Here is an 11,893-nt window from a genome sequence, read left to right as displayed (position 1 = left end):
CTTAGGCGTCCGGTGCGGAAGTGCAGCGATGGCACCGATTTTGCGGTTCAGAGCAAAAACACTCGCTGTCATGGGATGGCGCATTCTCGAACATGCAGTTTTGTATTGATGGATTGGGGTTAGGCGGGCATGAAACGAACGATATACGCGATCATCTGTGTGGCCCTGATCGCTGCAGGCTCGGCGTTGCTTTTTTCGATGTCTCTCGACCCGCCGGACGAACCGTTTACGTCCAGCAAGTTGCAGGACGGCTAAATCCTGGAGGCGCTCACGAACTGGCTAGCAATACAATACCGAGGCAAGATAACCGCAGCCGCTCCGGAAACAGGGCGCGAGCCAAACCAGGCCCGGGCGAGGCGGTTGGGCCTATGGCGGCATTTGACCTGACACGGCACAATGTCCGGCGGTCTGTATGCCAATTTCAGCAACCGGCTCAATGACCACCAGCACGCTCCAGGTATCCGACCTCCCGGCAAACGTTCGCGAATTCGACGATGAAGCGCTGCTGGACATCGTGCAACGGCAAACGGTCCGGTACTTCTGGGAAGGCGCACATCCCGTCAGCGGCCTCGCCCGAGATCGGCAGAAGACCACCGGTGCTCCGGCCAACGATCTCGTGGCGATCGGTGGCTCTGGCTTTGGCATCATGGCAATCATCGTTGCTGTTGAACGCGGATGGTTCGATCGCACGGCCGCATTAAGCCGATTGCAGGGAATGCTGGATTTCCTGGAAAACTCGCCGCGCTACCACGGCATGTTTCCGCATTTCCTCAACGGCCGCACCGGTGCGACAATTCCATTCCGTCGCAAGAACGACGGCGCTGATCTGGTCGAGACCACTTTCCTGTTTCAAGGTCTGATTTGCGCCCGCGAGTATTTCGCCGGGATGGCAACCGAGGAAGCACGCCTTCGCGACAGCGTGAACGCGCTGTTGTCACAGGCGGAATGGAACTGGTTCACACGCGGGGATCGGCGACTTATGTAGCACTGGAGCCCGAACCACGGCTGGGCGATGGACAGCCCGATCAGGGGTTGGAACGAATGCCTGCTCACCTTCGTGCCGGCGGCGGGATCAGCGCGCCACCCGATTGATCCGGAAATCTATCATGAAGGCTTTGCCGGTGGGGCTGACTTTCGAAACGGGCGCGACCATTACGGGATCGTCCTGCCGTTGGGAAATGAATTCTGGTGGTCCGCTTTTCTTTTCGCACTATTCCTTCTGCGGGCTCGATCCACGAGGGCTAAGGGTCATGGTCGAGTAGCTCAGCCATTCGGCTTTCGCCCTCACAGATCCGGGCGGGCGGATTTCCCGCACCCGGCTCTTCCCGAGAGTAACCCGCGTCATATCCGTGCCTGCGCCCAAGTGCGAGTGATGCGGGGAGTGGGCAGGCGAAAGCGTGCCGTTAGGGTCTCGAACTCCGACCAGCCCATGCGCCGACTCTTCTGGCTTCGCCGTCTCAGACAGCGCAGCCACGTCCGACGCACTTCCCGGTAGAACCCGTTGAGCGCAGGGTAGTTGTGCGGCCTGCCGTAGTAGCCGTAGTGTCCACGCAGAACCGCGGCGAACCACTCGTGCTGCGTGGCCAGTGGCGCGTGCATGAACCGCCAAGCCTCCTTGCGCAACGCCGTCAGCTTACGCGTCAGGCGTTTCCCTTCCGTTTTGTGCTTCACGATAAACCGGCCGTCCCGGGTCCGCCCACAATAGTGGATGAAGCCCAGAAAGGCGAAGGTCTCGGGCCGCCGCTCGCCACGCCGCTGCCGGGAGAGGGCCGCGAACCGGCCAAACTCGATCAGCCGCGTCTTGCCATCATGGAGCGTCAGGCCAAAGCTGGCCAGCCGTGTCCTGAGGGCCAACAGCATCTCTTCTGCATCCGCCTTCTTCTCGAAGCCCATGACGAAGTCGTCAGCGTAGCGCACGATCACAACGCAACCGCGTGCATGACGACGACGCCATTGGTGAGCCCAGAGATCGAGGACGTAGTGGAGGAAGATGTTGGCGAGGAGCGGGCTGATGCCCGCCCCTTGCGGGGTGCCCCTGTCCGTCTCTTGCTTCTCGCCGCTCTCAAGGACGCCGGCCCGTAGCCACAGCTCGATGAGCCGTAGGATCCGCGGATCAGCGATCCTGTGTGCCACCATCCGCAGCAGCCACTCGTGGTCGACCGAGTCGAAGAAGCTGCGAATGTCGGCATCGAGCACCCAGTTCACGCGCTGGCTCATGATCGCCGTATGCAGTGCATCGAGCGCCATGTGCGGGTTCCGCCCCGGCCGGAAGCCATAGGAGAACCCGCAGAAGTCGACCTCATAGACGGCGCTCAGCACCTCGGCCACCGCACCTTGGACGATCTTGTCTTCCAGCGCCGGCACCCCAAGTGGCCGCTTACCGCCATCGGCTTTGGGAATATAGACCCGTCGCACCGGCTGCGGCCGGTAGCGTCCGGTGTGGACCCGTTCGCAGAGATCGCGGAGGTTATCCTCCAGCCTCTCTTCGTACCTCGCCACTGTCATCCCATCGACTCCAGCACTCGCCTGCCGCTTCTGTCGCCGAAACGCCCGATAGAGGGCAGCCTCATTGACGTGATGCAACAGGGAGGTGAACCGGGTTTGGGCAGCCTGTCTGGCTGCCGCGTTCACCCGCTCGAAATTCGGCGGCAAGGCAACCCGGCTCTGCGTCCGGACCCTGGCCTCCTCGCGCAGGTTCCCCTCGGGCTGGCCCCTTCCCTCCACGCGTCTCGTTTCCTTCGACGGCTTCATCAGTACTATGAACCAGTCCGACTCCCGACCTCAGCTCGGACAGCAGCTCCGGCAGTGCCTTGCTGCTGCCCCCCGCTGGAGACCAATCCAGCGGACCCGGTCGGGCCTCTCATGTTCCGATGATTACCTTCCATGCGTGATCCGGCCTTCGACCCCGGCGGAGCGGCATCGTCTCGCATAGCGACGATGCTCATGCTGCCTTCGTGTTTAGGGAACACACTCGGCCTCCGCGAACTTCCACCTTTCGAGGCTCAATCCCGCACCCCGCATGGCTCCTGTCTACACTTCAGACCCCGCGTTGCCGCGACGCCCGCAAGACTCGGTCCCGGCTTGCCCGCTACGGCTTTGGCCGGATGGGACTTGCACCCACAAGCAATCATCAGCTTGGCATGACGTACTCCCGGGGGATGGTGTAGGAGCGCCGACCTTCGGAGAGGTCCGAGTTGATCAGGCAGCCACTGCAGGCAACCTGATGGTGGGATTGTCGGTGATACGGGCGAGCGTTTCAAGGCTCATGTAGCGCCGCGCGACCGCCCATTCATCGTTGGTCTCCAGCATCAGCGCGCCGACGAGGCGCACGATGGCGTCGTCGTTGGGGAAGATGCCTATGACGTCGGCCCGCCGCTTGATCTCGCGGTTGACGCGCTCGAGCGGATTGGTGCTTGCGATTTGCGCCCAGTGCTCGCGCGGGAAGGACATGTAGGCCAACACGTCGTCGCGAGAGGCGTCCATCAGGGCGCCGAGTTTGGGTTGCTTCTCGCGTAGCGCGTCGGCCACGGCCTCCCACTGGGTTTCGGCGTCGGACTTGGTTTCCTGGGCAAAGATCGTCTTCAGCATCGCCGCCACCGCCATGCGCTGCTTCGTCGGCGCATGGGCGAGCGCGTTGCGCATCCAGTGAATGCGGCAGCGCTGGTGCGTGGCGTTGAACACCCGGCGGGCGGCCGCGCGTAGACCCTTGTGGTCGTCGGCGATGACCAGCTTCACACCGCGCAGACCGCGATCGGCGAGAGACCGCAGGAAGTCGGTCCAGAACGTCTCGGCTTCGGAGGGGCCGGTGGCAACGCCCAGCACCTCGCGCTTGCCGTCATCGTTCACAGCCACGGCGATTATCACGGCACGGCTGACGATCCTGCCGCCCTCGCGCACCTTCAGGTAAGTCGCGTCCAGCCAGAGGTAGGCCCAGACGCCCTCCAGCGGCCGTGTGAGGAAGGCGTTCACCCGCTCGTCTATGTCGGCGCAGAGGCGGCTCACCTGGCTCTTCGACATGCCGCCCGCGCCCATCGCCTTGACCAGATCGTCGACCGAGCGCGTCGAGATCCCATGGACGTATGCTTCCTGAATCACCGCCACCAGAGCCTTCTCGGCCGTTCGGCGCGGCTCGAGGAAGCTCGGGAAATAGCTTCCCTTGCGCAGCTTCGGGATCTCCAACGCGATCCGCCCGGCGCGGGTGTCCCAGTCCCGGTCGCGATAGCCGTTCCGCTGCACCTCCCGCAGCGGCGAGCGTGCGCCCTTCGCCGCGCCGGTGCGCGCTTCCACCTCCATCTCCATGATGCGATCGGCCGCAAACGCCAGCATGTCGCGCACGAAGTCGCTGTCGGCCTGCTTCTCAATCAGCTCGATCAGGGCCATTCTCTCGTCGGTCATCGTCGTCTCCGTTTCAGGTTCCAGGTGTTGCAACCCGAACCTTCTCGAAGATCGGCGATGACCGCCAGCGTTACGGTCGGCCGCGCGCTGCGCTACGCCGACGGCTCCGCGCGCGGCCTCCTACACCATCACACGGGACACAGCCGGGCTAAGCGACCGATACGCCGACTACTGGCAACAGAACCTCCGTCATACGCAGATCAACTATCGGCATTGCGTCCGCAATCCCTACAACCATTTGGGATACAGCTCCGACTGCTGGGGTCTGACTGCAAGCCATGGGCCGCGAGGATACGTCGCGAGTGCACCTGACACAGACTTTGGCGTCATCACTCCATCTGCTGCCCTGTCAAGTTTCCCTTATGCTCCGGCGGAAGCGATGCGCGCATTGCGCGGTTTCCTGACCAAGCCTCGAAAACGCATATGGGGCCGCTTCGGCTTTGTCGACGCGTTTTGCGAAGGTCGCAACTGGTACTTCCGAACTTATCTGGCGATCAATCAGGGGCCAATCATTGCGATGATCGAGAACCATCAGGGCTTTTGTGGAGACTGTTCATGGGCGCGCCGGAAGTGCGCAGGGCTTGGCGAGGCTGGGCTTCACCAGCCAGCGTCTGGACAACTCAACGTATGCACAGCCCAAGAGCTGCCCCGGATCGGCCCTGGGTGGCTTCTTCCCTGAGTGATCGCCGTCTGGCAGGTCCACGCGGTTCGCGATGTGCTTCGTAGCTGCGGGCGCGGAGTGAGAAATGTCAGGGACAGTCGCGAGAAAGTCTAAGCGTTGAGCCTAAAACGTTACCCTGTATTCCCAAAAACCATGGCATAGATAGCGGCACCAATAAATAACGCAGTCGACATTCTCATGAATAGCTGAAATGAAAAATAATCTCTCATCGCGGCCTCCTTTGTTTCTATTAATTTTTCTCGGCCAAGCCTTGACCATATCACATAAGGATACGATCTGGTAATTTATTTCCAGGCTTTTTAGAGCAGGTCTCGATCATGCAGACGACCGGCTGCAGCTGCAGATCGAAGTCGGTTTCGTTGGGACCCGGACCCATAAAGGGCTTCCATTGATGCGGCTGTCGTGATTCACGGTCTCCAGATGGAGGTCATTGATGAATCGCGACTATTTCTGACGGAAGCGCAGTTTGCGAAGCTGAAGCCGCACTTTCCAACGACACGCGCGGCAAGCCCCCGGGTGGACGACCGTCGGGTCATCAGCGGTATCATCCATGTCATCAAGAGCGGCGGTCGTTGGATCGATGCGCCAGCGGCGTATGGCCCGAGGAAGACACTCTACAACCGCTTCCAGCGCTGGGCGGCCAAGGGCGTATGGAGCGGATATCTTCCATGCACTTTGCCGGTGCGGATGGGCCGCCGGCCCAGCTTCTCATCGATTCCTCAGCCGTGCGGGCGCATCGTTGCGCGGCAGGGGGAACCTATCAGATCGCTGTGCTCAATACCCTGCAGGGCAACGTGCGATATAGCGGCGGCCATTGCGATCCCGGTAAATGCAATCGCCTGGTTCGTTCGCGCGACCAATTAGCGCCGCGGCAAGCGCGCCAACTGCGCCGCCGATCAGGGCACTGGTCCGTTCGACATAGCGCGGACATGCCACGATCAGGTCAGAGACGGCCCACAGGGACACTTCGTCGAGCGGGCCACTTTCCCTCAGTCTCGGACAGCGTGCACAGGACGAGCCTTGCTTGAGCGTCCCGGTAGCGATCGATGATCCGGCCTGGCAACGGCCGTGCGGTGATGGGCTGCTACTTCCTGAGCCCTGGCTATCTGCGGATTGCCGATCCGGACGCCACGGGCTTTGACAGCTGCCAGCGCGTCTTTAGTGCGCTGAGAAATCATGGAGCGTTCCTGCTCTGCAACGGCTGCATAGATGTGCAGCATGAACGGCTGCGCACCTCTCATGTTGTCGTGTCCGGCAAGTTGCCTCACATCCATGTCGAACGGCACGAAGATCGCCGGATCAAAGCGGACGTCTCTCGCCGCAAGGTGCCGCTGGCTGGTGCTGCGTTGGCCGCAGCCAAAGGAGGCGCTTGAGAGGAGGCCAAGGTCGGCGATGACTGCCTTCTGTGCTTGCTGACGTAGCCTTGGTTTGCTAAGGGGCGCGCGATCGGAAATCCGCGGTCCGCGGAGTGATCCAGAACTCACCACAAATGCGGTATATTTCGAAATGGCCCTGGCCAAGGTTCTTGCCTTCTACAATCGAGCAACTGCGCAGTTGCTCAAAAGGCGCTGGCCCGCGCAAGCGGCGAGGCGGTTCGCCGCAGCCTACCGGCTACAGCCTCGGGAACGCGCCGCGCGCCGCGCCGTAGAAGCCTTCATTGCCGTCGGATACTTCCGGGAAGCCAAAGATATCTGCGCCCGCCAGATTGAGAATGGGGACAAGTTGGCCCATTGGCGACATTATGCCAGCTACGTCGGCGATATTGAGGAACTGGCCGAGAAAAGAAAATCCAGCGGCGGCTCGACCCGCATCGCACTTTTCAACGACACCGACGGCCGGACCAATATTGGTTGCAGGCTTACCAGCCAAAGTTTCAAATCGGCGATCGAAACCGCGTTCCCGAATGCGTCGATCGACTCGGCGGGTTTTCGGTTCAGGTCGTACCGGACGACCGAAAAGACCTCGATTCAGGACGGAGCTGCGGAAGTCAGGGAGGAACTGGAGCGCCTCGTCACGGCGGGGTACGGGCCCCAATCCCTCGACAATCTCCTCGGCGCTCAACTGATCGTTCTGCAACCGGAAGGTTCCATCGATGATGACGTCAACCTCCAAGGCCTCCTGACATTCTTTTCTCCGGTCTTGCTCGCGGCGCTACTTGGAAAGCCGACCGCCATCCTTAACGGCACGATTCCTGGCTATGGAGGTGCCCGCCGGGCCTTCCTGAGAAGTGTCTTTGCCCTGGTCGACGTGGCGGCTGCCAGGGATCGGATTTCGGCCGAAAACTATTCCATCCGGTTTCTCCCGGATGCCGCACTCTTGTTCGCCCCCCCGCCTTACACAGGTGAGCGCGACGCTTGCCTGATCACTACGGGAGCCCGCAATACTGAGGAGCAGGACAGGCTGATCTGCACGAAAGCCCTCGAAATCTGCCGTGAATTCCAGTTGCGCCCAGTCGTTCTCACCCGCGCTTCCGCTCGCTTCGCGGAGTTCAGACCGCAAATCGAGGCGCTAAACGGCATTTTTGCGGAGACCGCAAGCCTATATGAGGCATCGAGAACGGTGTCGCGATGCCGGTTGCATGTCGGCGCTCGCTACCACATGGCCATTCTCAGTCTTGTCTGCGGCGTGCCTTCGGTGCTTTTCGACGTAAAGACACGGAAAAACGAGTGGCTGACGCAGTTCTCAGCTCTGATCATGCAGGCGAGCCTGGATGGCCCATTATTGCCCCGGGCACAGGAATTGCTGTCGAAGGCCGGCGAGTATCCCGCACCGCGCGACGCGCTCGGGACCGACTATGTCGATCTGTTGCGGAGGGCGGCCGGCGCGGAGAAAGTTGTCCGGGCTGGGCCGGTCACACAGCTGCTCAACGAATTTGCACACGAGAGTGGTTGACAGGGGCGGTTCTGGACCTTCCAATATTCTGACACCCTGCAAACCGAATGTCGCGCTACGGCGCGACGGATGGCAATTCGCCACAACTATGATTTTCGGTCTACATCCAGCCGCACGAGGTGTTCCGGCTCGCCGAGATGGCAATCGGCTGCAACTATGCTAGAAGGCGCTTGCAGCGCGGGTCCCGCGTGATGCCACCCCGCCGATCTATGCGAGAATTTAGTGTTGCCATGCGAGTGGACCAAAAACCGAAACGAACTCGACACAAGCGCCACTCCTTCTTCTTCCGCTTCCGCATGACGCGACGGATCTTCGCAGCGAGCCATCGTCGTATGGGACAGGACGGGCGAGAACCCGTATTGGGACTTTTGGCCTCCACGGACGCGCTCCTGGTCACGAAGGACCCGATCACCATGACCTGTGAAGCCGTCGCGACCGGCACGACAAATTCGAGTGGTTTTACCGCGACATGAGCGAGACGCTCAGGCTCGCACGGCCGTTCGAGGGCTCGCTCGAAGCTTACGATTACGCTCCGCTAAACGAAGCCGAACGCGTTGCTGCGGTCATTAGCCAGACACTCGCGGTCGCTTGCCCTCAGCGTGTGACACTGGAAAAAGTTGCGGCAACTGTTGACGATGTCGCGGCTCATCGTAGAGAATCCATCGGCGGCAGCTCGACCGCAACACGCATTGCACGGCTTCCCAGCCGTAATGCAGCATCATGCTAGATGGTTGAAGGCCACGGCCTTCTGAATCGGCCATGGCCAATACTGGAAACTGGGGAATTCGCGCGACTGATTACGACGATCCGCCGACTTCCGTTGCAGAAGGACAGCTGATATGACCGACTATTACATGACGGGCAACACCACCAATCTAATGATTGGCCCGAAGGTCAGGAGACCGATGTCAGTGATCCGCGAGCATGCTGATCACACGATCAGCGTCACCTATCTCAGCCGAACGCCTATCCAGCCGGGCCAGAAGCCGGTCATTCTGACCGACGACGAACGCAAAATCCTTGAGGGAGAATAACATGAGCTGGCTTGGCTGACCGAACACCATCCGGAGCGGGCCGAACAGGCCTTCGAGCTGAAGCAGAGCGCCCGCGATTTCGTCAAATGGCCCGGCGAGAAATGCGACCTCATCCCGTTCGAAGCTGGTGAGGCAAAATGACCAACGACGAGGCAGGCGAATGGAAAAGGCTGAGTGGGTCGCATCTGGGAGGCCGGCGAAGGCACCGTTCACTTGGCTGACGGGTAAAAGCGTGCGCGGGAATTGCTGGCGATAAAAGCCGATGGCGGCATAGCAATCGTCGATAGCCAGCACCCCGCCACTAGCACTGCGCCAGGCGCCCGCCTACCGGCGAGTAGCCGGCACCGCCCCTGCCCCCCTTGGCCGATCGATCCTGCGCAGTGCGTTGCCTCTGGCGATCATGACGTAGCCATTCTCGAACTCGACGCGCACCGAGTTCCTCTTACCGCGCGCGGTCACCTTGCAGGGCGGGCCGTTCGGCCGTTCCGGCCCTGGCGGTCCCACGAGCCGAACTCGATGCGATCGACTGGAATATCCCTGCGCGAACTTCAGGATGAAGGCCGCATCACCAAGGTCAAACTGTAGCGGCGCATCGGATACCGGCGCCGCCCTGCCTCAGGCGCGTCAAACGCCTCGAGGATGACGGAATAATCCGCGCGGTTGGCCAATTGCGCGCGACGCGTAGATGGTCTCGGGCGAATCCGACTTCCTGCTCCATTACGTGGCAAGCGACCTCGGTGCCTTCCAGTGCTTGGTCCTTGAGGAACTGACTTCCTCGTCCAACGTCGACGCCATGCGCCCCGCGCTGACCATCGCCGATTAATGATTAGGGTGGCGATCGAGTGACCTTACGAATTGCACTCGCGCTGGCGACCGGATAACGAATGACCGAAATCGTTGTTCGTTAAAGGCTGTTTTGATGCGCGTTTGGACGGTGAGTGAGGTCAAGGCGGGAACGTTGACTCAATGCCTCGGCGTTGCTCGTCACATCGATTCAGAACCCCACACGATGATTGTGCAAAAATCACTGAGGCGTTGGCGAACGGGACTACTTGCTCCACACCGGAAACTGGAACAGCCCGAGCCAGACGTGATTATTTCATGCGGACGCATGGCCCCTCGACATGTTTTTGCCATTGCTGCAGCCTGCAAAAAACCGCCCTTCACCGTCCACCTTCAAACTCCACAACCCGAGTTTGCTCGGCGCTACAATCTGGCTTTCATTTCCCGGCACGACTGGACAGAAGAGAAATCTAGAACCCCGACCTTCCGCCAGATGGTTGGCGTGCCGCATCAAATTACGAAGCCCCTTTTGCAGAAAACGCGTCCGGCCGCGCGTGCCCGATGGGTGAAAGATCAAGGACGCGCCATCGCCGTCCTGATCGGCGGGTCAAACGGCGCCTATGAATACGACCGTGAAACCATCACGCGCCTTGTACACGCGATTCGCCAGCTTGCTGCGGAAGGGTGGACGGTTCTTGTGTCCACATCCAGACGCTCAGAACCGACAATTCTCCACCATCTTCTTGAACTCAAGGATGATCGCATCGTGATTTGGGATCGAAGCGGCGAAAATCCCTACCGGGATTTCTTGGCGGCAGCAGACGCTTTTTTGGTGGCAAAAGATTCGATTACGATGAACTGCGAAGCGCTAGCCTCCGGACGACCAGTATTTTCCTTCGACCTAACAAGGATTCAGTCTGACAAACTCCAAAAGTTCGAACGGTTCCATGACGATATGATGAACGGTCTTGGCCTGACCCGACCGTTTGAAGGAAAGATTTATGAATACCCCTTCGAATATCCGAACGAATCGCTTCGGATAGCAAAGATTGTGAAAGAAGAAATTCAACAGGCGAGGTAGCGGCTGACTCTAAGCCCATTTGATCATGACGAAGGCGTTGGTATGAGGATGCGGCACTATGGTGTAGGCACGGAAATCGGCAATTCCGAACATTTGAGCTCACTCATGTCGAGTCATAGAAGTTGGCTGGACCGTCTTGGCATCCGGAACAAACCCTGGCTCGTACTCGGCTCTGCGCCCGATCCGACTATTTTGCCTTCGATGTCGAAATCGCACGCCCGCATCGACATCAACAACTCCGGACGGACTGCAGCGGCTCTCGGCTTCGGTCGGGCGGCGCTGACAATAAGAGCGCGCAAGAAGACCTGGGAGGAGCACCGTGAACTAGACACTCGAGCGCTCCTGTGGATCCACGAGCGCCATCCATTGACCCTGCGGCTAAAAGTGCTGTTCAGGCCGCATCGCCACGTCGGGAGCATAGCGAAAGTCACCCCTTGGGAGAGAGAGGAGCTGATCGCCCAGGTGGCATCCACACAACTCAAGGGTATTGGCAGCCTTAACAAGGTAACCAATGGGGTCTTTGCGGTATGTTACGGCCTTGCGCTGGGCGTACCGGAAATTGTGATTGCTGGCGTTTCCCTCTCCAAGGTGGGGCATTCCTATGACCAGCTCCAGAGAAGGAGACGCCAGGTCGATGAGGATGCCTATGTCCTCGAAAGGCTCAAGGAGCATCCAGCGGTCTTCACCACCGAGGCCGATCTGGCGGCAGAAACCGGACTAAGACTGTGGGCGGCTCCCATTTCAGCAACGGCCAATACTCCGGACTGATAAATCCGAAAGGAGGCGTCCGCCGTTCCTGTCGGAACTCAACCAGAACCCACCGCTTATCGGTCAGCAAGTGGCTATTTGCCACCGAATTGAAAGAAAGAAAGACGATTGATCTCCCGCCATAGCTTTGCTCAAGCCCCGAGCTTTTCCTTCGGCGTGTAATCGTGCTTGACGCACAGCGCCGCCTTGGACAGGTCAAGATATTCGGTCAGCTCCGCGATATCGTCGAGGAACAGGATCGCAAAACAGCGCCCAGCC

At 60.1% G+C, this 11,893-nt stretch carries 9 protein-coding genes and 3 pseudogenes; 8 read left to right on the top strand and 4 right to left on the bottom strand.

The window, feature by feature from the left end; all coding sequences use genetic code 11:
• The first annotated feature begins 436 nt into the window (after nucleotides 1–436).
• A complete protein-coding gene (locus MAXJ12_RS39200) occupies nucleotides 437–985 on the top strand; it encodes a hypothetical protein (RefSeq protein ID WP_008838994.1) in 549 nt (182 codons plus the stop codon).
• Nucleotides 986–1,341: 356 nt separating this feature from the next.
• Here the strand turns inward: MAXJ12_RS39200 and ltrA are convergent, their stop codons facing one another.
• Nucleotides 1,342–2,751 carry a group II intron reverse transcriptase/maturase gene (gene ltrA, locus MAXJ12_RS25670; RefSeq protein WP_008838993.1) on the bottom strand — a complete coding sequence of 470 codons (1,410 nt, stop codon included), beginning with the start codon at nucleotides 2,749–2,751 and terminating at the stop codon, nucleotides 1,342–1,344.
• A gap of 447 nt (nucleotides 2,752–3,198) precedes the next feature.
• Nucleotides 3,199–4,395 (bottom strand): IS256 family transposase, encoded by a 1,197-nt coding sequence (locus MAXJ12_RS25665; RefSeq protein ID WP_008838992.1) that lies wholly within the window; start codon nucleotides 4,393–4,395, stop codon nucleotides 3,199–3,201.
• 127 nt (nucleotides 4,396–4,522) lie between these two features.
• On the opposite strand from MAXJ12_RS25665, the gene MAXJ12_RS35755 reads away from it, so the two are divergent.
• Together MAXJ12_RS35755 and MAXJ12_RS35750 are read left to right on the top strand one after the other, a co-directional pair.
• The gene (locus MAXJ12_RS35755; RefSeq protein WP_244421602.1) at nucleotides 4,523–5,074 is read left to right on the top strand and encodes a glucoamylase family protein; all 552 of its coding nucleotides are present in this window, start codon (nucleotides 4,523–4,525) and stop codon (nucleotides 5,072–5,074) included.
• Nucleotides 5,075–5,497: 423 nt separating this feature from the next.
• A pseudogene (locus MAXJ12_RS35750) lies at nucleotides 5,498–5,832 on the top strand (transposase); the annotation flags it as partial.
• A gap of 234 nt (nucleotides 5,833–6,066) precedes the next feature.
• On the opposite strand, the gene MAXJ12_RS40165 reads toward MAXJ12_RS35750, so the two are convergent.
• Entirely contained in the window at nucleotides 6,067–6,297 is a 231-nt protein-coding gene (locus MAXJ12_RS40165; RefSeq protein WP_420492394.1) for a recombinase family protein, read from the bottom strand.
• Between the two features lie 286 nt (nucleotides 6,298–6,583).
• Between MAXJ12_RS40165 and MAXJ12_RS25655 the strand changes: the two genes are divergently transcribed.
• Both MAXJ12_RS25655 and MAXJ12_RS40160 read left to right on the top strand, forming a co-directional pair.
• Nucleotides 6,584–7,969 (top strand): polysaccharide pyruvyl transferase family protein, encoded by a 1,386-nt coding sequence (locus MAXJ12_RS25655; protein WP_008838989.1) that lies wholly within the window; start codon nucleotides 6,584–6,586, stop codon nucleotides 7,967–7,969.
• A gap of 137 nt (nucleotides 7,970–8,106) precedes the next feature.
• A pseudogene (locus tag MAXJ12_RS40160) lies at nucleotides 8,107–8,696 on the top strand (ELM1/GtrOC1 family putative glycosyltransferase).
• A 181-nt stretch (nucleotides 8,697–8,877) separates the two neighbouring features.
• Here MAXJ12_RS40160 and MAXJ12_RS25650 read toward each other — a convergent pair.
• On the bottom strand, nucleotides 8,878–9,297 hold the full coding sequence (locus MAXJ12_RS25650; protein WP_008838988.1) for a hypothetical protein: 420 nt from the start codon (nucleotides 9,295–9,297) through the stop codon (nucleotides 8,878–8,880).
• Nucleotides 9,298–9,494: 197 nt separating this feature from the next.
• Here MAXJ12_RS25650 and MAXJ12_RS25645 point away from each other — a divergent pair.
• From MAXJ12_RS25645 to MAXJ12_RS25635, 3 genes and pseudogenes are all read left to right on the top strand, one after another.
• Nucleotides 9,495–9,826 (top strand): annotated as a pseudogene (locus MAXJ12_RS25645) (Lrp/AsnC family transcriptional regulator).
• A 96-nt stretch (nucleotides 9,827–9,922) separates the two neighbouring features.
• Complete coding sequence (locus MAXJ12_RS35735) at nucleotides 9,923–10,867, top strand: mitochondrial fission ELM1 family protein (protein ID WP_085984079.1); 945 nt, start codon at nucleotides 9,923–9,925, stop codon at nucleotides 10,865–10,867.
• A 42-nt stretch (nucleotides 10,868–10,909) separates the two neighbouring features.
• Nucleotides 10,910–11,635, top strand: a complete 726-nt coding sequence (locus MAXJ12_RS25635; RefSeq protein ID WP_139044044.1) for a hypothetical protein — start codon at nucleotides 10,910–10,912, stop codon at nucleotides 11,633–11,635.
• Nucleotides 11,636–11,893 lie beyond the last annotated feature (258 nt).

The organism is Mesorhizobium alhagi CCNWXJ12-2, from assembly GCF_000236565.1.
GTDB classification, from domain to species: Bacteria; Pseudomonadota; Alphaproteobacteria; order Rhizobiales; family Rhizobiaceae; genus Allomesorhizobium; species Allomesorhizobium alhagi.
The sequence above is the reverse complement of the archived record's forward strand: the minus strand, read 5'-3'. Positions and strand labels throughout refer to the sequence as shown.